The organism is Streptomyces hiroshimensis, from assembly GCF_014650335.1.
GTDB classification, from domain to species: Bacteria; Actinomycetota; Actinomycetes; order Streptomycetales; family Streptomycetaceae; genus Streptomyces; species Streptomyces hiroshimensis.
In genome coordinates this window covers 234,989-254,955 of the sequence record NZ_BMUT01000011.1, presented here as the reverse complement: position 1 = coordinate 254,955, position 19,967 = coordinate 234,989, and the positions used below count along the sequence as shown (strand labels likewise).

The 19,967-nt window shown below is 70.6% G+C and carries 18 protein-coding genes and 1 tRNA gene; 9 read left to right on the top strand and 10 right to left on the bottom strand.

The window, feature by feature from the left end; genetic code table 11:
* Positions 1-11 precede the first annotated feature (11 nt).
* The gene (locus IE241_RS24760) at positions 12-722 is read right to left on the bottom strand and encodes an NADPH-dependent F420 reductase (protein ID WP_190024033.1); all 711 of its coding nucleotides are present in this window, start codon (positions 720-722) and stop codon (positions 12-14) included.
* A gap of 205 nt (positions 723-927) precedes the next feature.
* On the opposite strand from IE241_RS24760, the gene IE241_RS24755 reads away from it, so the two are divergent.
* The 3 genes from IE241_RS24755 (at position 928) to IE241_RS24745 (ending at position 3,550) form a co-directional block, all read left to right on the top strand.
* On the top strand, positions 928-1,524 hold the full coding sequence (locus IE241_RS24755; protein WP_190024032.1) for a TetR/AcrR family transcriptional regulator: 597 nt from the start codon (positions 928-930) through the stop codon (positions 1,522-1,524).
* A 115-nt stretch (positions 1,525-1,639) separates the two neighbouring features.
* Complete coding sequence (locus IE241_RS24750; RefSeq protein ID WP_190024031.1) at positions 1,640-2,068, top strand: hypothetical protein; 429 nt, start codon at positions 1,640-1,642, stop codon at positions 2,066-2,068.
* 141 nt (positions 2,069-2,209) lie between these two features.
* Positions 2,210-3,550, top strand: a complete 1,341-nt coding sequence (locus IE241_RS24745; RefSeq protein WP_229899750.1) for a PP2C family protein-serine/threonine phosphatase — start codon at positions 2,210-2,212, stop codon at positions 3,548-3,550.
* Positions 3,551-3,563: 13 nt separating this feature from the next.
* Here IE241_RS24745 and IE241_RS24740 read toward each other — a convergent pair whose 3' ends face one another.
* The 3 genes from IE241_RS24740 to IE241_RS24730 form a co-directional block, all read right to left on the bottom strand.
* Positions 3,564-6,914, bottom strand: coding sequence for an NACHT domain-containing protein (locus tag IE241_RS24740; RefSeq protein ID WP_190024030.1), 3,351 nt, complete (start codon positions 6,912-6,914; stop codon positions 3,564-3,566).
* A 66-nt stretch (positions 6,915-6,980) separates the two neighbouring features.
* A complete protein-coding gene (locus IE241_RS24735) occupies positions 6,981-7,745 on the bottom strand; it encodes an AfsR/SARP family transcriptional regulator (RefSeq protein ID WP_190024029.1) in 765 nt (254 codons plus the stop codon).
* A gap of 135 nt (positions 7,746-7,880) precedes the next feature.
* Positions 7,881-7,954: transfer RNA gene (locus tag IE241_RS24730), tRNA-Lys, on the bottom strand.
* Positions 7,955-8,113: 159 nt separating this feature from the next.
* On the opposite strand from IE241_RS24730, the gene IE241_RS24725 reads away from it, so the two are divergent.
* The 3 genes from IE241_RS24725 (at position 8,114) to IE241_RS24715 (ending at position 10,043) form a co-directional block, all read left to right on the top strand.
* A complete protein-coding gene (locus tag IE241_RS24725) occupies positions 8,114-8,530 on the top strand; it encodes a DUF7144 family membrane protein (protein WP_190024028.1) in 417 nt (138 codons plus the stop codon).
* Positions 8,531-8,716: 186 nt separating this feature from the next.
* Positions 8,717-9,034 carry a hypothetical protein gene (locus IE241_RS24720; RefSeq protein WP_190024027.1) on the top strand — a complete coding sequence of 106 codons (318 nt, stop codon included), beginning with the start codon at positions 8,717-8,719 and terminating at the stop codon, positions 9,032-9,034.
* A 43-nt stretch (positions 9,035-9,077) separates the two neighbouring features.
* Positions 9,078-10,043, top strand: a complete 966-nt coding sequence (locus tag IE241_RS24715; RefSeq protein ID WP_229899749.1) for a MurR/RpiR family transcriptional regulator — start codon at positions 9,078-9,080, stop codon at positions 10,041-10,043.
* 327 nt (positions 10,044-10,370) lie between these two features.
* On the opposite strand, the gene IE241_RS24710 is transcribed toward IE241_RS24715, so the two are convergent.
* Complete coding sequence (locus IE241_RS24710) at positions 10,371-11,378, bottom strand: Lrp/AsnC family transcriptional regulator (RefSeq protein ID WP_190024025.1); 1,008 nt, start codon at positions 11,376-11,378, stop codon at positions 10,371-10,373.
* A gap of 126 nt (positions 11,379-11,504) precedes the next feature.
* Between IE241_RS24710 and IE241_RS24705 the strand changes: the two genes are divergently transcribed.
* Positions 11,505-13,049: an MFS transporter gene (locus IE241_RS24705; RefSeq protein WP_190024024.1), complete on the top strand. Its 1,545-nt coding sequence runs from the start codon at positions 11,505-11,507 to the stop codon at positions 13,047-13,049.
* 101 nt (positions 13,050-13,150) lie between these two features.
* Positions 13,151-14,482, top strand: a complete 1,332-nt coding sequence (locus tag IE241_RS24700) for a phosphatidylserine decarboxylase family protein (RefSeq protein WP_229899748.1) — start codon at positions 13,151-13,153, stop codon at positions 14,480-14,482.
* Positions 14,483-14,578: 96 nt separating this feature from the next.
* Here IE241_RS24700 and IE241_RS24695 read toward each other — a convergent pair whose 3' ends face one another.
* The 5 genes from IE241_RS24695 to IE241_RS24675 all read right to left on the bottom strand — a co-directional run bounded on the left by IE241_RS24695 (position 14,579) and on the right by IE241_RS24675 (position 19,135).
* Positions 14,579-15,910 carry a ferritin-like domain-containing protein gene (locus IE241_RS24695; RefSeq protein ID WP_190024023.1) on the bottom strand — a complete coding sequence of 444 codons (1,332 nt, stop codon included), beginning with the start codon at positions 15,908-15,910 and terminating at the stop codon, positions 14,579-14,581.
* A gap of 70 nt (positions 15,911-15,980) precedes the next feature.
* Positions 15,981-16,655, bottom strand: coding sequence for an HvfC/BufC N-terminal domain-containing protein (locus IE241_RS24690; RefSeq protein ID WP_190024022.1), 675 nt, complete (start codon positions 16,653-16,655; stop codon positions 15,981-15,983).
* The gene (gene bufB / locus IE241_RS24685) at positions 16,648-17,559 is read right to left on the bottom strand and encodes an MNIO family bufferin maturase (protein WP_190024021.1); all 912 of its coding nucleotides are present in this window, start codon (positions 17,557-17,559) and stop codon (positions 16,648-16,650) included. The genes IE241_RS24690 and bufB overlap by 8 nt, the downstream gene beginning before the upstream one ends.
* Positions 17,552-18,055 (bottom strand): hypothetical protein, encoded by a 504-nt coding sequence (locus IE241_RS24680; RefSeq protein ID WP_190024020.1) that lies wholly within the window; start codon positions 18,053-18,055, stop codon positions 17,552-17,554. Before IE241_RS24680 ends, bufB begins: the two co-directional genes overlap by 8 nt.
* Positions 18,056-18,331: 276 nt before the next feature.
* Positions 18,332-19,135: a hypothetical protein gene (locus IE241_RS24675; protein ID WP_190024019.1), complete on the bottom strand. Its 804-nt coding sequence runs from the start codon at positions 19,133-19,135 to the stop codon at positions 18,332-18,334.
* 119 nt (positions 19,136-19,254) lie between these two features.
* Between IE241_RS24675 and IE241_RS24670 the strand changes: the two genes are divergently transcribed.
* A complete protein-coding gene (locus IE241_RS24670; protein ID WP_190024018.1) occupies positions 19,255-19,965 on the top strand; it encodes a VC0807 family protein in 711 nt (236 codons plus the stop codon).
* Positions 19,966-19,967 lie beyond the last annotated feature (2 nt).

Sequence of the window (19,967 nt, the reverse complement as noted above, 5' to 3'; positions counted from 1 at the left end):
CGTGAGGTCCCTCAGCGGACGACCTTGACGCCGAAGGGGTTGCCGAAGCCGAGGGCGAAGCCGATGACGCTGTGCATGTGGGCGTACATCTCCATGCCGCGGGAGGCGACGATCCCGCCGACGTCGAGGACGTCGGTCCAGCCGTAGGACTTCAGCAGGCCGGTGACGGCCTTCTTGGCCTCGGCGTCGTCGCCGGCCACGAACATGGTGTGGTCGCCGCCTCCGACGGCCTTCGGGTTCACGACGATCTCCTGCTCCTGCGTGACGAAGCTCTTGACGACCTTGGTGCCCGGCAGGGCGCGCTGGATCTGCTCGCCGAGGCTGTCGGTGTCGCAGGGGTCGAGCTTCGGCATGACGCCCCAGGGCGTGGGCCAGGGGTGCTCGACGTCGGGGTTGTAGACGAACGGGACGGCGTAGTCCACCAGGACCTTGCCCTCCAGCTTGCCGGCGATGGCGGACAGGGCGCCGACCGCGTTGTGGCCGTCGATGCCGTTGATGACGAGCTCGGCGGCATCGGCGGCATCGCCGAAGGTCATCAGGGTGATGCCGGGGTGGTCGGCGAGCCACTGCTTGTAGGGCGGGTTGCCCATCATGTCGGGCTCGGTGCGGGCCAGGGTGGCCTCGGGGTCGCGCGTGCCGACGACGACGTCGTGGCCGAGCTCGGCGAGCCTGGCGGCGTGGGCGCGGCCACCGCCGCCGGTACCGAGAACTGCGATCTTCATGGTCTCTCCTTGCCTGTGGTCAACCCCTGGGGATCCATTAGTACACAAGTACTGTACCGATATCCAGCACGGTCGACAAATGGTGCATAAATGGGCAGGTAAGGACTCTGGAAGAGGCGGAATTCCGCACGCCAAGGAGTGGTGGTACGTTTGTACCGAGATGGTTTCACCCTCAACATCCGAGCGTCCAGGAGGTACCGCGGCCATGGCCGAGCAGAACGCCCCCAGGCGGCGGCGCGACCCGCAGCGGCGGATCGCCGAGATCGCGGCCGCCACCGAGCGGGTCATCGCCGAGCGCGGCATCGAGGGCCTGACCCACCGCGCCGTCGCCGAGGAGGCCGGCGTCCCCCTCGGGGCGACGACGTACCACTTCGCGACCAAGGACGACCTCATCGCCGCCGCCCTGCAGCGCTCCGTCGCCCGCTTCGGCGCCTACCTCGAGGACTGGGTGGCCCAGCGCCCCGAGCTCACCCCCGAGCAGCTCACCGTCCTGCTCACCGACGCCCTCATGGGCTGCTTCGGCCCGGCGCGCGACACCCAGGTGATGGAGTTCGAGCTGTACATGGCCGCGCTGCGGCGCCCGGCCCTGCGGGAGGTGGCCGATCAGTACATGCAGCTGAGCATCGACGCCCTGCTCCCCTACACCGACCCGGTGACCGCTCACGCCGCGACCGTGGCCATGAACGGGATCACCCTGCGCGGCCTCGCCGGCACCCGGCCCCCCACCCGCACCGAGGTCGAGGCCGTCCTGCGCCGCATCCTCACCCCCAACCCCGCCCTGCCCACGGACGACTTGGCCTGAATTCCACCCCTGTGGGCGAGGATGATCACGTAGGATCCGTGCACTCACACGAACAGCTGTCCCAGCGATCGGCGCAGCCGGGGCGCACGGGACGGTTCCGGGGGAAGGAAGCCTCATGAAGTCGTCCCGTTGCGGGCGCCGCCTCGCCGGCACCGCGGCCGCCGCGCTCCTGATCGGCGCGGGAGCCCTCGCCACCGCCCCGTCCGCGGCGGCCAAGGCCAACGTCCTGACGATCGGCAAGGTCGCGCTCCAGGAGCCCGGGATCCAGGTGAACGTCACGTACTCCTGCGACCCCGGCCTGAACCACCAGCTCGTCGCCAACGCGGCCAAGATCGGCGGGACCGGGCACGACGAGTCCATCGCCGCGGGCACCCTCAAGGCCGGCAAGCTCGTCTGTGACTACGCCGACCACGCCGCCCGTGTGACGCTGCGCCCCGCCACCGGCTCGTACTTCGGCAGGGGCGAGCGCGTGAAGGTCACGGTCTTCTACTTCGACGAGGACGGCTTCAGCTACGCCCGCCAGGAGACCACCGCGGTCCTGTGACGCGCCCGGACGCCTGTGGACGCCCCCGGAATGCCCGTTCGACGCTCCTCCTCCGGCCCGCCGGGAGCACACCCGCCGGGCCCGGGGCTGACATGCGGGTATTAGCCACGCAGGGGACGCCGAGTCACTAGCCTGTGGCCGGTGGCAGCCAGCGAGACAGATCATGACGACCGTCCCCCGCACAGCCTCCCGCGCCGGAGGCTGAGCCTCGACGCGGACCTCGACCGGCTCGGCGACCAACTGGCCGAGTTCGCCCGCGCCCAGGAGCGGATGCGGGGCTTACTCGAGGCGATACTCACGATCAGCGGGGAGCTGGAGCTCCCCGTGGTGCTGCGCCGCATCGTGGCGACCGCGATGGAGCTGGTCGGGGCGCGCTACGGGGCCCTCGGCGTCCTCGACGAGGAGGGCACCAGACTCGCCGAGTTCATCCCCGTGGGCCTGCACAGCGAGGAGGAGGAACGCCTGACGGGCGTCGCCCTCCCCCACGGCGAGGGGCTCCTCGGGCTGCTCATCACCGACCCCCGCCCCCTGCGCGTGGACGCCATCGCCGACCACCCCCAGGCCGCCCAGTTCCCGCCGGGGCACCCTCCGATGCGCTCGCTGCTCGGCGTCGCCATCACCGTGCGCGGCAGGGTCTACGGCAACCTCTACCTCGCCGACCGCCAGGGCGGCCGCTCCTTCGACGCCGACGACGAGTCCGTGGTGGTCGCGCTGGCGGGCGCCGCCGGCGTCGCCATCGAGAACGCCCGGCTCTACGGCCGCGTCCGGGCCGGCGCGGAGCAGTTCCAGCGGCTGCTCCTGCCGAGCCTGCCGGACCTCTCCCCGTTCGACGCCTGGGCGACGTACCAGCCGGCCGCGGACCCCGCCCTGCTCGGCGGCGACTGGTACGACGCGCTGGTGCTGCCCGACGACACCCGGGTGATGATCGTCGGCGATGTGCTCGGCCACGACGTGCGCGCCGCCGCCACCATGGCCCAGATCCGCAACATGCTGCGTGCTCTGGCCTTCGATTCGGACGCGCTGCCCAGCGATCTGCTCAGCCGCCTGGACCGTACGCTCGAGGCGGTCGCCGAACCCACGATGGCGACGGTGTGCCTGGTGCGCCTCGCGCCCCACGAAGGCGGCTGGTCCCTGGTGTGGAGCAGCGCCGGGCACCCCCCGCCCCTGGTGGTGACCGCGGACGGCAGCACGCGCTTCCTGGACGCGGAGCCGGACGTGCCGATCGGGGTGGACGCCGGCTTCGCCCGCCACGACCACCGGTACGTGCTGCCCGCGGGGGCCACGGTGCTGATGTTCACCGACGGCCTGGTGGAGCACCCCGGACACGGGCTGGACGAGGGCCTGCGCACGATCGCCGAGGTCGCCGCGGCCCATGCGGGGACGCCGCTCGACGTCCTCGGCCGGGCCGTCGCCGAGGCCCGGCCCAGTGATGGGCATGACGATCTGGCGCTGCTGGTGCTGCGGGCGCCGGAGCGGAGTTGAAGCACGGACGGGGTCAGCAGGAGGGGGTCCGTGACCGGTTGGCCATATCCTCCCAGAACTTACGGAGTTCACGTGCCGTCATGTCCTGCCACGGCGCTTTCTTGCGCGTCCAGGACAGCGGGTTGGCGTAGCTCCTCCAGCGATAGCGGCGCAGAAGCGCCTGCTGCTGCCGGCAGAACACCTCACGCACTTCGGCCCGCGGCTGCGTGCCCATGGCGGGGTAGGGGCAGAGTTCGAAGGAGCAGTCACGGCAGGTGCTTTCCTCACGGCAGGCCTTTCCCGGCGATGCATCCCCGGTCATGCCCACGGTGCGCCCGGGCCGGAGCGTGCGCCGGTACTTGACGAGACACGGGGGCAGACCGGTGCGGTCGGCACGCACCAGGCACGCCTCCAGCTCGGCCGGCTGCTGCGTGTCCCGTTCGGTGAGGCTGCGCAGCAGGAAGACGTCGGCCAGCAGTTGCTGGGCGCGCGGGTGCAGGATGCTCCAGCCCACCGACGGCGGAATCCAGAGGCGGTGCTCGCGGTGGACGCCGGGATCGACGGGGGAGGATCCGATCGAGTTCATCGCGCCGATCTCGTCGATCCAGACGAATCGCTCGGGGTGGCCGCTCTCCAGGGCGAAGACGGCGAGGCTGGCGGCCTCGGTGACGAAGGGGTGCACGCGATCGCCCTTACGGGTCCGGTCCCCCGGCTGCAGGGCACGCGGGTCCTGCTTGCTGCCCGCCCGGGCCAGCCAGCCCTTCACCGCCTTCGTCGGATCGGTCTTCCGCACGGGCCGGCCGGTTTCGGAACCGCCGCGTGGAGGACTTTCCGTGCTCTCCGGGAGCTCCCACAGGCACAGGGCCTGAATGAGCGTCATCTGCGAATACCAGTAGCGGGCGTGGACCAGCATGCTCTCGGCCTGTTCGACCAGGAACTCCCGCGCTTCCTGATTCGTCTGCGGGTGTCGCCGGCGCCGGTTGGCCGCGCTCTTGAACCCCTGGGCCAGGGCGATCTCCAGTGAGAGGTGGAGATCCGCCCCGTGCGGGCGGGCGTGCTGCGGCTCCAGGTGGCGGAGCCAGAACTGGAGCCTCTCCTTCGCCTGCTCCCTGTGCTTCTTGCTCACCGATCCGACCACCATCGGCACGAGCCAGGCCCGCATGACGAACTTCCGCCAGATCCGGAGTCGCTGCTCCTTCCCCTTCTCGGCGGCCTCCTTGGCCAGCCTCTCGTAAGCGTCCCCCAGTACGTCGGCCCGTCTGACGAGGTTCTCGCGGGTCCAGTGCTCCGCTTCCGACTGCTCGCGGAGTTCCTTCTGGTACTGCACCCAGGGGTCGTCCTGACCGCGCTCGTCCTTCCTGGGCAGGGGGAACATGGAGCGCAGGGCGTCGAACGCGTTGTCCCCACCGGCACCCATCTCCTGTGCGACGGCCAGCCTGATCTGGTACGAGGGCTCGAGGGTGGCGATGGTGAAGAACTGCTCGTAGGCCGGGCAGGCGACCGCCCGCAGGACTTCCCCGAACCGGTGCACCAGGCGTTCCTTCGCCCCTTCGATCGTCCTGCGGTCGCCGGCCGTGATGTCCGTCCACCGCTCGCGAAGCGTCTCGGCGATGTGCCGGTGGCGGGCGGCTCCCGCAGCTCTGTCGATGTCGAGTACGACTGCGTACATGTCGAGGGCCTTGGCGTCCTTGCGGGCGCCGGCCGCTTCGAGGAGGTGCTCGACGACCGGCTCCTGCGGGCCGGGGTGCCCCGACCGGGAGTTCAGCCCCAGCCCTATGAGGAGTTCGCGACCGGGGCCCGCCTCCCTGGCCAGGGCATCGGCCAGGAGCGCGCACTCCTTGACGTCCAGGTAGCCGGAGCCGAGGTACGCCTGGAGAATGCTGTGCTGGAAACGGACCTTCTCCCCTCGGGTCTCGATCAGGCCCAGCTGCTCTCCCTGCGTCGCACACAGTGCCAGGAGCTCGCGCTGCCTCTGCTTGTCGATCTTCTCGCTGCTGCATCCCTCGTCGAGACGCTGCAAGAGGCGGTCCAGTATGTCCGGCTGCCTTCTCAGATCGCCGAGCCGGACCTCCAGCTGATCGTGCAGGAGCCCGATCCCGGCCAGTGCGGAGATGAGTTCGACGACCTTGGCCCGGTCGCCCGCGGCCAGCGCCACTTCGCCATGGATGCGCCCGGTGACCAACGCCTCCCGCCATGCGTCGAGCAGCCGCCGCTGCGATGCCGTCCGGTCGCCGTCGCGCACGTCCGGATCCATCCAGCGCTCGGTACAGTCCGAATGCTCTCGCGGAGGGTGCTTCCGCAGCTCACGCGCTATCTGCAAGTACAGCGGGGACTCGGCCGCACCCGCCGCCCCGACGACACGGTCCATGGCGCGGCAGTCCTGGTCCCCGTAGCCCTTCTGGAGGTACTCCAGTGCCGCCTCCTCACTCAGCGGCTCCAGGTCGACGACCGCAGCCCGGGTGTGCTCCAGCGGTGCGTGGGGGCGGGAGGCGATGACCAAGGGAAGCTTCTGCTCTTCCGCCCGCTCGATCGCCCGGCGGATGAGTACGTCCCTTTGCTTCTGCTTCCTGCCGTCGGCGAAGGTCTCCTCCAGACCGTCGGCGAGGACGACGACCCTGTCGTCCATGCACAGCTGGCGCCACACTCTCTCGCTGTGCCGGTCGGAGAGCACATTGCGGTCCGCCATCTCGCTGAAGCGCTTCAAGGCCACTTCACGGAAGTCGAGCCGCGCCGCGTCCATGTCGACGTCCCGCAGTCTTATGGGGACGGGTACGGCGCCCTTCTCGGCGAGCATCCGGGTGAGCTGTACGAGGACCGACGTCTTCCCGGCACCCACGCCGCCCACGAGCAGGTACGGACGCCTGGTGCGCTTGTCCCGCAGCGCCCGGGCGATGACCAGGCACATCTCCTTGCGCCCGACGACGTCCGCGATGGCCGGCCCGGCCGTCGGCACCATGCCGCGCGGATCCTTCCTGGCCGCCCGGATGAGGGTCCTGCGCACCGAGCCGTAGGTCGCGTAGAAGAAGGCGACCGTGGCGAGGCTGAGGCTCAGGAACGGGGTGAGGAATCCGTAGACCACGGTGCACCCGCCGGTTCCCTGGCACCACGTCTCCACAGGAGAGGCCCCGTGTGCAAGGAGCGCGTAGACGCCGGAGCCGACCCAGACCAGGAGGATCAGCGTGCCGAGATAGGGGACGTACCGCTTGATCGAACCTCTCGTCCACCACTGCTGAGCCGGCGCGACCTTGCTCCGGGCAGCCAGCCGGACCCGCACCGAACGGACGCGCCGCCCCACGGCATCGACCGCGTGGGATACGAACCGCCGCGGCCGGACCAGGAGCGGAGCCTTCGGGGGCGCGAGCTTGCCTTCAGGATGCTTGATCACGTAACCCATGAACGTCACCCGTGCTCGTGAGCGCGTTCTCTCTCCGCCATCATGGCCGCCGCACCGTCACCGCGACGTGACCGCCGCGTGATGCCCGTCGACGCGGGATACGGCCGGGCCGAGGCCGGCCACGAGGCCGAGCAGGCGGGGCGTCGGGCTCAGGCCGAGCTCGCTCCGGAGGAGCACCCGGTAGTTCCGGAAGGCGCGGAGCGCCTCGGACTGGTTGCCTTCGGCGAGGTGGGCCTTGATCAGGGCCGCGTGAGCGCTCTCCCGCAGCGGTTCGGCGCGCACGGCCGCACCGGCGGCCGACACCGCGTGGGCGTAGCGCCGCGCCCCGGCGAAGTGGCTCGCCAGCGCTTCGAGGGCGTGCAGCCGCAGCTGCCGCCACTCCTCCGCCTCGCCCAGCGCCCACTCGTCGCACCAGCCGGGCAGCAGCTCCTGGGAGAGGCCCTCGATCTCCTCGGTCCCCAGGCCCGGGGACTCCGTCGCGTCCAGAATGCGGTGCGCTAGTGCGCGGACTTCATGGAGGTCGACCGCCACGACGTCGGCGAGCGCGAGCTCGCCGGGGCTGATGTCGAGTGCGTGGCAGCAGCCCGTTCCGCGCAGCCGGACAAGGGCGGAGCGCAAGGACGCGTGTGCGTGAGCCTCGGACGCGCCGGGCCACAGGTCTTCTGCGGCAGCGCTCCGGGCCACCTTGCCGGGGCGAAGTGCTATGTAGGCCAGCAGACGCTCGGACCCCGCGGGAATCCGTACGGGGCCGTCGCCCGCGGCCAGGCGGAATCCGCCGAGCAGGGCGATACGGAGGGTGGCGCCTTCATCTCGTGACGGCACCCTTCCATCGTGGGTGGGCGTCCGGCGGGTGTCGAATCGCGGAGATGTCACGGAAAGCGTGTCCTGAATTGCATTCCGTAACGAATGGAGGGGCAAGAAAAGCCCCGCCGGTGAACCGGCGGGGCTTTCCCGCGGTGCGCCGCCAGGGACTCGAACCCCGGACCCGCTGATTAAGAGTCAGCTGCTCTAACCAACTGAGCTAGCGGCGCGCGACATGAATATTACATGACTTTCGCGGGGGTGCTGACCAGCTGGAATCCGGTGCCGGGGACACCTCCTCGCGTGGACATCGGTGGCGGAAGGGGAAACGATGGAGGTGAGGGTCCGACTGTCATACGGGCTGTCGTACAGGCAAGGGAGGTAGTCCCATGTCATCCACCCTCCATCCGCATTCGGAGACATCCCAGGCCGCCGCCGGTGGTCTGACGGTGTTCGCCGCCGTGATGATGCTGGTCCTGGGCCTCGTGAATCTCTTCCGCGGGATCATGGCCATCGTTCACGACCACGTCTTCGTCACCACGCCGGACTACATCTTCAAGTTCAACCTGACGAGCTGGGGCTGGATCCACCTGCTGCTCGGACTTGCGGCGCTCATGGTGGGCGTCGGCCTGTTCCGGGTGAGCCTGTGGGCCAGGATCCTCGGCGTGGCCGTCGCGGCTCTGCTCATGCTCGCCAATTTCCTGTCCATCCCGTACTACCCGCTGTGGTCGATCGTGGCCATCGCGCTGTGCGCCTTCGTCATCTGGGGGCTGTGCGTCGTCCGGCAGGACGACTCCTGGACGTGAACCAGGGCGGCTCCGGGGAGCGGTCCGGGGCGCGGGCTGAGCAACGGCAGCGCGGAACCCCGCCGCCCCGTGGGCCGGGCCGCGTTGCCGCCGTGCGTGTCGATTGCTGCTTCACGTCGTTTCACTGCGTGAAGACGTTTCATGCATTTCCTGTGCATTCCTCAGCAATCGACTGGAAGGATCGTGATGCGCCTCATCCGTCCCGCGCTCGTCGCCCTCGCCGGATGCGCCCTCGCCCTGGCCCTGCCCGCGGGGGCGGCGGTCGCCACCAAGGGCTGGTTCTCCTGGACGGGGCCCAAGGGCGCCCCGTTCTACATCGAGAACCCGCCGGACGGCCGGTGTCTGACGATGAGCGACGAGGCCCGCGGTGCACACAACGGCACGCCGGTTCCGGTGGCCCTGTACACCGACAAGACCTGCAAGAAGAAGGCGCTCGGCGTCTCCCCCGGCGGGAACTCCCCCCGCAACCTCCGCTTCGCCAGCGTGAGGTTCGGCTCGCACTGACGGCCGGCCGCGGCCCCACGGCGCTTGGGCTATGTTGAGCGCCGTGGGACGAGAACGAGGCACACCGGCGCCGTCAGGGCAGCAGGCACGCGCTCAGGCGTCTGCGATCACACCGGGCAAGCCGGGCGGGCCCGGGAAGCGGCCCCCCGGCCCGGAGCCGCTTCCCGCGGACAGGGTCCGGACGCTCCTCGGCGGTCACCGGCTGTCTCCCGGGCAGCGGCGCATCGCGCAGTACATCACCGACCACCTCACCGAGGCCGCGTTCCTGTCGATCACGGACCTCGCCGACCGCGTCGGCGTGAGCCAGCCGTCGGTGACCCGCTTCGCGGTCTCCGTGGGCTTCAGCGGGTATCCCGCGCTCCGGGAGGCGCTGCAGCCGATCGCGCTGAGCGCGGTCGCCGCTTCCCCCGGCGCGCGGGAGGAGGACCGCCGCAACGAGCTGCAGGCGGCGGTCGACGCCGAGATCGAGAACCTGGAGAGCCTGCGCCGCGCGTTCACCGACACCGACCGGGTGGTCGAGATCGGCCGCGAGCTCGCCAGGTCGGTCCCGCTGACGATCCTCGGCCTGCGGATCTCGGTCTCGCTGGCAGAGTACTTCGCGTACGCGGCGAAGCGGATCCACCCGGACGTCCGCCTGGTCTCCCGCGGCGGCAGCGTCGCCTACGACGCCCTGCTCCAGTCGCGCGAGGCGGGCGGCACGTGGGTGCTGGCGTTCGCGATGCCGCGGCACTCCAACGAGATGCTGGCGGCGATGCGGGCCGCCCGCAGCACGGGCCTGCGCGTCGCGCTGATCACGGAGGCGAGCCTCGGGCCCCTGGCGGAGGAGGCCGACGTGGCGTTCACCGCCGGCACCGGCTCGCGCCTCGTCTTCGACTCGTACGCGGCGCCGGGGGTGCTGTCCGCGGCGATCCTCCAGGCCATGGCCGACGCCGATCCCGAGCGCACGCAGACCCGGCTGGAGAAGTACGAGCAGGCGGCGGAGCAGCACGACTTCTTCCTCGACGACTGACACCCGCGCACCCACAGCCACACCCCGCCCACGCCCCCACCCGATATCGGGACTTTCACGCCGTACCCGGGCGTCACTGCGAATGAAAATTTTCATACCCTTGCTTACTGGGCAGTAAATATATTTACTGCCTGTGGCACCCGGACCTGCAGCGCTCACGACGGTGAGCATCCGGGACGCCAAGGTGGGCGAACACCAGGGACGAGACCCTCCTCATCGGCCCTGCGCGTTCCGTTTGGGTGGTCCGCTCCCCTCGGACACCCCCGGCGGCCCCGGTCTACCCCTGGACCGGGGCCGTCGGCAGCACCACCTCACCCCACCCCCGTCTCACGGGGCGTCGAAGAGCCTGCTGCCGTCGCTCAGCAGGCCCGCCCTCTTCACCTGCCGGAGCACCGGGAGAACCTCCAGCCGCTGCACGGCCTTCAAGGCCCCGATGCCCTCGGTCATGTACCGGTACAGGTCGCGCTGATCGCGGCAGAGCACCGACGCCGCGAGGTTGGCCGCACCGGTCACCGCCGCGGCGAACGGCACCTGAGGGTGGCGGGCGAGCGCCCGTCCGACCGCCGCGAGCTCGCTCGGCACGACCGTGGCGGAGATCCCGGCCTCGATCGCGTAGCCGAGGTGGACGGAGTGGACCTCGACGTCGAAGGAGAGCGCGCCGCTCCCCCGCAGGTACTCGATGCGCCTTCGGACCGTGGACTCCGACCGGCCGGCCGCCGCGGCGAGCTCCGGGTAGCCCGCCCTGCCGTCCCGGGCGAGCACGGCCAGCATCGCGTAGTCGGCGTCGTCGAGCCGGACGACGTCCTCGCCCGCGCCCTCCCCGCCGGCCGGTGCGGGCTCCAGCGCCGCGATCTGCTCCCCGGTCAGCTCGTCCCGCCCGAAGCAGCGGTTCGCGCCGCCGGTGTACTCGTGCAGCATGGTCTGCGCCGAGACGCCGGTGACCTGCCGGGTGCGCGGCAGCTTGCGGAGCAGGAGTGCCTCGTGGTCCTCGCGCGTGCGCGAGCTGACGAGGCAGCCCACCTCGGTGCCGCCCGAGAAGATCTTGACCCAGCCCGTGTCCGGACGGCGTGCCAGCGCCTCGGCGATGTCGACGGCCGCTCCCGGGACGCACTGGATGCGCAGCCGCGATTCGTAGAGGCCGACGCGCTCGCCCTCGGGCAGGCCGAGCACCCGGAGCAGGCCGGCGCCGCGCAGTCTGCGGTAGCGGCGGATCACCGTCTGGTCCGTGACGCCGAGGACGGCGGCGATGCGGCTGAAGGCGGCCCGGCCGTCGATCATCAGCGCCTGCACCAGCTGCCGGTCGAGGAGGTCGAACTTCTGCCCGTCATTGGTCATGCTTTCCATCATTCCATGGCCACTGTGCATCGGAATCCGTCATGAAACCTCCCCTGAGTTCTGAGAAACAGCCAACGGATGCGACCTTCGGTCCTCGTCGGACAACACCCTCGGAGGTTGTGGAAAATGCGTAAGTGGCTGCCGCTCGTGGCGGTGTGCCTGGGGACGTTCATGCTGCTCGTGGACGTGACCATCGTCGTCGTGGCGCTCCCTGACATGGCCGAGAGCCTGCGCACCTCGTTCGCGGACCTGCAGTGGGTGATGGACGTCTACGCGCTGGCGCTCGCCGCGCTGCTGCTGGGTGTCGGTTCCCTCGCCGACCGGGCCGGCCACCGGCAGGTCTACGTGGCGGGGCTGACGCTGTTCGCCCTCGCCTCCCTGGCCTGCGGACTGGCGACCGGCCCGGAGGCCCTGATCGCCTTCCGGTGCGTGCAGGGCGTCGGCGGAGCGGCGATGCTCGCGACGACCACGGCCCTGATCAGCAGCATCTACCACGGCCGGGACCGCGGCGTGGCGTTCGGCGCCTGGGGAGCGGTCAGCGGCGCCGCCTCCGCGGCCGGCCCGATCATGGGAGGCCTGCTGACCGAGCACCTGGACTGGCGCTGGATCTTCTTCGTGAACCTGCCCATCAGCGTGCTGGCCATCGCGATGACGCTGCGCTGCGTCGCCCCGACGCCGCCCCGCCGCGGCCGGGGCGTGGACCTGCCGGGCCTGGCGGCCTTCACCGTCGCGGCGGGAAGCGCCACCTATGCGCTGATCAAGGGCAACGACTACGGCTGGACGTCGGGCGCCACCCTGGGCCTGTTCGGCGTGGCCGCGCTGGCGCTGCTCGCGTTCCTGCTGATCGAGACGCGTCGCGAGCAGCCGCTGCTGGACCTCTCCCTCTTTCGCCGGGCGTCCTTCTCCGGTCTGATGGCCGCCGCGGTACTGCTGTCCGTCGCCGCGTTCTCCTACCTGGCGTACACCTCCCTGTGGCTGCAGTCCGTCCGGGGCATGGGGCCGGTGGCGGCAGGGCTGACCTGTCTGCCGATGAGCGTGGCCGCGTTCCTCGTCGCCTCGCTGTCGGGGCGCTTCCTGCACGACGTCTCGCCGCGCTGGACCATCGGCGTGGGCATGCTGCTGATCGGTGCGGGTGCGCTCCTCCAGGCGACCGTGGACGCGGGGTCGGACTGGACCGTCCTGGTCCCGGGCCTCGCGGTCACCGGCATCGGCGTCGGGCTCGCCACGCCCATGCTGGCCTCGGCGGCGATGGCGTCCGTCGGCCCGGAGCGCGGCGGTATGGCCAGCGGCGCCGTCAACACCGCGCGGCAGCTGGGGAACGCGCTGGGCATCGCCGTCCTGGGCGTCGTGTTCCAGTCCGGCCTCACGAGCGCGGTCAGGGACCACGGGGCCGGCTCGGTGGCCGACCCCTCGGCGACCGCCGATGCGCTGGCGGGCGGCCAGGCCGGAGCGGTCGTCGCCCACGCGGGCCCCGCCGAGCGGGATCTGCTCGGACAGCTGGTGCACGAGGCCTTCGCGGCCGGCCTGCGGCAGACGTTCCTCGTCTCCGGAGCGCTGGGGATCCTGGGCGGTCTGGTGGCCCTCGCGCTCGTGCGGCGCCCCGCGAAGCCGGCGGCGCAGCAGCAGCGACCGCAGCCTGCGGCCCGGGAGGCCGTGCCCGAGATGTCCTAGGGCTGCAGAGACGCCAAGTGGCCCGGAACGGCGGCCGGATTGCACTCCTGTGACGCCCCTCGGCAGGCCGGTACGGTCGGATCCCGTTGCGCCGACGACGCGTGAACGAGGCGTTTCCGCACGACGATCCGATCGACGAAATCGACGAAGGGCAAGCCATGGGCAAGGCCATCACGACGGCGGTTCTCGAGGCGCGGTACCGGAATTCATTCGGGCGGGCCGCCGGTTATCTGCCCCGTAACCGGAAGGCCATCGACGCCTGGCAGGCGGATCTCGTCCGCAGGGCCGCAGCACGGACGGAGGGGCACGTCCCCTCCGTCCAGGCGCTGAAGGAACTGCTCGACGGCGACAAGAAGCTCAAAGACCTCGTCGCCCAGGCCATCGACCAGGTTCCGGCGGACCACAAGTACGTCAAGGACATCGACGAGATGCTGAACTGTCTCGACGAAATCACGGTCACCGCGCCGACGTTCGACCTGGATCCCTCCAGTCACGTCGCCTTTCCGATGTCGGCCCTGTTCTGTTACATGATGGCGATGCCCGCCGGCTGGGAAGCCTTCCGCGACAAGAAGTTCAACGACGCCCTCAGGGTGATCCTCAAGGCGTGGTGCGACTTCCTGGTCCACCCGGACAGCCGTTACGTCCTCAACGACGGCCCGAACGGCTGGCTGTGCCAGGCCGCCGCCGAGAAGTTCAAGCTCTACGAGTTCGTCATCCCCGACCCCGAGGCCCTCTACGGGGGGTTCGGCTGTTTCAACGACTTCTTCAACCGGCACATCAAGCCGGAGTTCCGCCCCAACGGTGCCCATCACAATCCGCAGGCCGTCCTCTCGCCCAACGACGGATCGGTGGTGCGGTATCTGTCCGGCGTCCAGGAGGACGCCGACATCACGCTCAAGGGGCAGCCCTACTCGCTGCGGCAGATGCTCAACGGCTGGGCGGAAACGGACAGGTTCGTCGGCGGGGACGTCTTCCAGACGTTCCTTTCCGGCGCGGACTACCACCGCTGGCACGCGCCGGTCGACGGCATCGTCCGGCACGTCGAGACGATCCCCGGGCTGATGTTCAGCGAGCTGCAGATGAAGGACGTGGACACGTCCGCCGGCACGCTCTCCCAGGGGTATCAGGCGTCGGTCAACACCCGCGGACTGGTCGTCATCGAGAGCACCGTGCCCGACATCGGCCTGGTGTGCGTCATCCCCGTCGGCATCACCGAGATCTCGTCGGTCACGATCACCGCCGAGGAGGGCAAGCGGGTCACCCGGGGCGACGAGATCGGCTACTTCAGCTACGGCGGATCGAGCATGTGCATGGTCTTCGAGCCGGGCAAGGTGGAGTTCACGGTGCCGAACAACACCATCGACAACGCCGACAACGGCGCGCCCGTCTTCGTGAACGGGCAGATCGCCACGGCCAGGCCGAAGACCGGCTGAGCTCCGGCGGTACGGGTACAGGTCAAGCACGGGTACAGGTCCAAAGGAGCGGCGCCCTCCCGCCGGGGAGGGCGCCGTTCCGTGCTGCCCGGTGTTTCAGCTCTCCGGAAGGTCCACTTCGGGCAGGAGCGCGATCTGCCGCTGGACCCCGTCGTCGCCGCCCAGCGCCGGGTAGTACGGGATGAGCGCGTTGCACATCTCCAGCAGTTCGGCCTGAGGCTGCTTCGTGAATGCGTAGTACTGGAACGGCGGGCCGGCGTGTACCGGCTTCGTGGGCGCCGCCTTGAGGTCCTCGGCCGTGAGCGGGGTCCGGACCAGCAGATCGGCGATCGGGTACAGCACCCCCTGCATCACCGCGACGAAGGACCGTTCCAGCCCGTACCGGCGGCTCGTGCGGAACGGCTCGGTGTCCTTCGGGTCGATCGCCTCCATCGGCTCGCGGTAAATCGCGTCGAGCAGGGCGAGGACGTAACAGTAGGCGGCGTTGGACAGCACCATCAGATCCCGGACGGGCCGTCCCTCGACGAGCTTGTCGATGTCCGGATCCGGCATCACCGGCCAGATGACGTCCGGGCTGTCGATGGTGAACTTCTGCTTTCCGTTGTCGTCCTGGACGACGCCGATCCCGTTCAGGCCCTTTTTGATGTCACTGAACTTCGTGTAGTGGGAGGCCTGCCACTTGCCCAGTTCCTGCGGCGGGAAGTCATCCGTACGGACGATCGGGTCGGGCAGGAGGCCGTGGTCACCCCGGGCGCCCTCGCCCTGGTCGACGATGATCTCCATGGCCTGCAGCGCGGAATCCTCGTCCATGATGAGGAGCGGTTGGTCGGATCCGCCGTTCTGGTTCCAGTAACCGCGGTGGTACTGGAACTTCCACAGCCGTTCCCTGGCCGCGTTCCAGTCGATCCGGTTCTCCGGCTTGACGTCTTCGGAGCTGAGGAGCTTGATGCCCTTCTCGATGCGCTCGTAGAACTCGCCGAGGGAGTGGTACGGCCGGATGCTCTCCGCCATGAGCTCCGCCTGCTCGGGCTTCTCGATCCCGATGAACGTGTCCACCTGTTCCGAGGACATACGGCGCAGGGCGAGCATCAGCTCGGGAGTGCGCATCAGCATGGGTGCGGGGTATTTCGGGATGAAGGATTCCGAGTAGAACCGGACCTTGTCCCCGCTCCCGATCGCGACCAGCAGATTGCGCACCAGCGTCAGGTGCAGCATCTCCTCGATCGCGATACCGATCATGGTGCGTTGCGCCGGTTCCCCGGCGGCCCACTGCGAATAGCCGCGCGTCTTGATCGAGTAGGTGGCGTAGAGGTACAGCGGGATCGTGGACAGCTCGACCTGTGCTGCGGCCTTCAGGTGCTCGGTGAGGTCGTCCAGGGTGGCGATGTCGGGAACGGGTTCGTCGGAGAGCGGAGCGTTCTGGGACATGAGAAGTCCTCCGGAAAGAGACGGGCTACGTCTGAGGGCGCCACGTCTGAGGGCGCTATGTCTGAGGGCGCTACGTCGGCAAGTCGTCCGTCGCGCGGGATGCGAGCAGGCGGCCGTACGCCGCAGGGCTCAGCTCCCGGGTCACGACCGTGTAGTCGCGGCGGAAGGCGGCGAGGCGGACCGGTCTCTGCCCGGGCGGGTCCGGGTCGAGACCCCGGTGGACCGCTGCCAGATAGGTGTGCACGGGCGCACAGGCCCGGAACAGCCGCAGGGACGACGGCGCGTCCCCGCTGCCGTCCTCCGGCCCGGGCCCGTCCAGCACCTCGGCGAAGACCCGCTCGAAGCGGACCAGGTCGATGAGCAGGTCGATCCACGCCTCGCGCTGCGCGCCGGGGGCGGTGTCGGGCCGCGTACGGCCGAGATGCGCGGCGAATCCGTCGCTCAGCCCCGCGAGCGTGGGCGAGCGGGAGGGGTGGGCGTCCACGTACTCCAGCGCGAACTGATCGAAGATCTCGTGGCCGAGAAGGTGCACCGACCCCGGGTGCAGGCTGCGCATGCACTCCGCCAGCCGCATCCGGTAGCCCTGCTGGTAGATCCGCAACCGCTCGCGCGCCGGCAGCCGGCGCGAGGCGGTCACCACTTGGTCGGCGGCGCCGGGACCCGCCTCGGCCGGATCGAGGATCACCGCCTGCATCCAGCGCTGGACGGCGGCCAGTCCGGCCGGGCCGGGGGCGTCGTCAGCCATGGGAGCCGCTCCCCGCCGCCACGGACGACACGGAAGGCCCAGAAGACCCAGAAGGCACGGAAGACACGGCCGTCACCGCCCCCGCCGCCGCCCGCGCCCGGTCCAGCTCGGCCAGCAGCTCGGGGAAGGGCGGCAGCTTGTCGTCCCGTTCCAGCAGCGTCGCCGCGCCGCCACCGGTGAGCTCCACGGCGAGGCGGTACAGCTCCCACACCGGCTCGGCCACGGGTGCGTCGTGGGTGTCGATGATGTGCGTGCCGTAGTCGGTGTGGCCGGCCAGGTGCATCTGGACCACCCGCTCGTGCGGCAGCTCCCGCAGGTACCGCTCGGGGTCGAAGTCGTGGTTGAACGCGGAGACGTGGACGTTGTTCACGTCGAGCAGCAGACCGCAGTCCGCCTCCTCCGCCAGCCGGGCCAGGAACTCCCACTCGGTGAGGGTGGACGCCCGGAACTCGACGTAGCTGCTGGGGTTCTCCAGGGCCAGCGGCCTCTCCAGCACGTCCTGGACGACCCGGGCCCGGGCCGCGACATGGGCCAGGGTCTCCTCGGTGAACGGCAGGGGCAGCAGGTCGTGCGTGTGGACGCCCAGCACGCCCGTCCAGCACACGTGGTCCGACACCCACGGTGCGTCCACCTCGTCGGCGAGCCGCTTCAGCCGGCGCAGGTAGCCGAAGTCGAGCGGGTCGGTGCTGCCGATGGACAGCGACACGCCGTGCAGGACCACCGGGTAGTGCGCGGCGATCTCCTCCAGGGCCCGGCGGCGGCCGCCCCGGCAGTCGAGGAAGTTCTCCGAGATGATCTCGAAGAAGCCGACGGGGGGACGGTGTTCGCGGATGTGGGCGAGGTGCGGCGTCCGCAGCCCGACCCCGTAGCCCAGGCGGGGTGTGCCGAGCCGGGCCTCACCCACGGGCGCCCCGCCCCTCCGGCCGCCCGCCCTCGCCCCGGCCCTGACCCCGGCCCTGGATCACCTGCCGGTTCGACGTCCGCTTCACCGTCTCCGGCGGCGGGTTCATGTAGTCGTAGTGGGGCATCAGGTCGTCCTTGACACCCTCGCCCGGGGACGGGCCGAAGGCCTTGCCCGCCGCGTACATCCGGGCCTCGAAGAGCCTGCGGGCCTGCTTCCACACGCTCTTGCCCTTGAGGGGGCCGGCGGAGAAGACCCTGCTCTCGTTGATCGGGCTGGCGCAGCTGCCGTTGTAGCGGCAGTCCTGCTCGCCCGGGTGGAACTGCTCGTAGTCCGTGCCCGCGTAGCCGCAGCCGCCCTGGCCGCGGCAGGACCCCTCGCCGTGACACACGTGGTAGACGGTGGCGCAGGTCCCGGTGCCGGCCATGGGGGCGGTACCCGAGGCGTCGAGACCGGCACAGGAGTTGAGGCCCATGCAGACGTGCAGTTCGTCCGGCACCTCCCGGGGGAACGGGGTGTCGCGCGGGCCCGGTTTCGGTTGCCGTTGCGGTTGCGGTCCTTGCCCGGGTACGGGGCGCTTGCTCATGACGGTCGTTCCTCTCGGCTCGACGGCGAAAGGGCAACACCTTGGCAGCGCGGGCGGGAACGACGGCAGGGGGCGATCCGGCCAGGGCGGCCGCGCGGGTGGACTTCCGGCCACTGCGCGCGCAGGGGCACGCCGGGTCTGCCGGGCCGCTGTTCAGGGGCCGTCCCGGGCTCAGAGACCGTCCCGGGCTCAGAGGCCGTCCCCGGCGATGACCTGCTCCACGTACGCGGTCACGGGCGGGCCGAAGTGTGCGTACGTGCGCCCGACCTCGGCCAGGAGGGCGGGCAGGGACCAGTCGGCGGGGAGCAGTTCGGGGGGCAGGGCGGGCGGGGTGCGCAGGGTGTCGACGAGGCTGCCGCCGAAGAGCTTCACGTAGGCCGCGAGGGAGGGGCCGCTCGGCCCGGGCGGCACCGGGTGCTCCCGGACGGCGGCGCGCAGGCGCTCTGCGTGCTCGCGGTAGCGGCGGCCGAGTTCCTCCAGTTCCCAGGCGCGGTAGGCGACCTGTGCGGCGTCGGCGGTGGAGAGCGCGATGCGCCCGAAGTACACCGTCCCCTCCTCGGGGGGACCGCCGAGTTCGGCCGTCAGGTGGTCGCGGCGGTCGGCCGGCGAGATGAGGACGCCGGGCTGCATGAGGCCGTAGCGGGCGAGCGCGGCGGCGCGGCGCAGGCGGTCGCGGTAGGCCCGCCGGGCCTCCGGCACGGTGTAGAAGACGGCGTGGAAGAAGCCGTCCCAGGGCGGGGGTTCGGGGCGGCCGTGGCGGACCTGCCGGAAGGACTCCAGGAAGGCGCCGACGAGGCGGTAGTCGGCGCCGCGGCCCCGGGGGGTGGCCGCGATGAGGCCGTCCTTGCGCATCCGGGCGATGAGGGAGCGTGCGCCGGCAGGGGTCAGGCCCACGTCGGTGAGGAGCTTCACCAGTGCGACGCCCGGGAGCTCCTCGCGGCCCGCGACGCCGTAGAGGAACGGCACCAGGGCGACGTTCGCCCCGCGGGACACGCTCGCCCCGCCTTGTCGATCTTCATCTGTTACTCTCTCGCTCACGATCGTGAGCTTACGCGATACACGATGTGCAGTACACACATAAATCGGCCAGAGAGTCCGGGGGACGAGCGGTAATGACGAACGAGCGCGGCGGCAGAGGCAACGCACTGATGAACTGGGGGCCGGCGATCCTGTGCGGCGTCATCCTGCCGTTCGTCACGTACGGGATGCTCACCGACCACGGGGTGAGCCAGGTGAAGGCGCTGCTGCTGATCTCGCTGTGGCCCGCCGCGGAGACGCTGCTGCACCTGGCCCTGCGGCGCCGGGTGGACGAGTTCGGCGTGATGATGCTGGCGATGACGCTCCTGGGCGCCCTGAGCGCGCTGGCGTACAACACCACCGAGCTGGTCTTCATCAAGGACTCGGCCATCACCGGCCTGCTGGGCCTGGTGTTCCTGGGCAGCCTGGCCATGCGCCGGCCCGCGATGTTCTACCTGGGCCGCAAGTTCGGCACGGACGGCACGCCCGAGGGCCTGGCCCGCTGGAACGGCCTGTGGGAGTTCCCGGGCTTCCGCCGCGCGCAGTACCTGCTGACGTCGGTGTGGGGAGCGGGCTTCCTGCTGGAGGCGGCGGTCCGCGTCGCGCTCACCTACGCGCTGCCGACCAAGGCCATGGTGCTGGTGAACAACGCGCTTCCGATCGCCGTGGTGGTGGCGCTGGTCACGTGGACCATGACCGTCGCCAAGAAGGGCCGCGCCCGCTCGGCGGCGGCGGAGGCGGCACGGGCCGCGCAGGCCGCGCCTCAGGCGACGGCCGGTGCGCCGGCGGCGCAGGGCGCGGCGTAAGC

Coding starts and splice junctions, on each gene's coding strand:
- IE241_RS24760 (WP_190024033.1), bottom strand. CDS start 722: ATGAAGATCGCAGTTCTCGGTACCGGCGGCGGTGGCCGCGCCCACGCC.
- IE241_RS24755 (WP_190024032.1), top strand. CDS start 928: ATGGCCGAGCAGAACGCCCCCAGGCGGCGGCGCGACCCGCAGCGGCGG.
- IE241_RS24750 (WP_190024031.1), top strand. CDS start 1,640: ATGAAGTCGTCCCGTTGCGGGCGCCGCCTCGCCGGCACCGCGGCCGCC.
- IE241_RS24725 (WP_190024028.1), top strand. CDS start 8,114: ATGTCATCCACCCTCCATCCGCATTCGGAGACATCCCAGGCCGCCGCC.
- IE241_RS24720 (WP_190024027.1), top strand. CDS start 8,717: ATGCGCCTCATCCGTCCCGCGCTCGTCGCCCTCGCCGGATGCGCCCTC.
- IE241_RS24710 (WP_190024025.1), bottom strand. CDS start 11,378: ATGACCAATGACGGGCAGAAGTTCGACCTCCTCGACCGGCAGCTGGTG.
- IE241_RS24705 (WP_190024024.1), top strand. CDS start 11,505: ATGCGTAAGTGGCTGCCGCTCGTGGCGGTGTGCCTGGGGACGTTCATG.
- IE241_RS24695 (WP_190024023.1), bottom strand. CDS start 15,910: ATGTCCCAGAACGCTCCGCTCTCCGACGAACCCGTTCCCGACATCGCC.
- IE241_RS24690 (WP_190024022.1), bottom strand. CDS start 16,655: ATGGCTGACGACGCCCCCGGCCCGGCCGGACTGGCCGCCGTCCAGCGC.
- IE241_RS24670 (WP_190024018.1), top strand. CDS start 19,255: ATGACGAACGAGCGCGGCGGCAGAGGCAACGCACTGATGAACTGGGGG.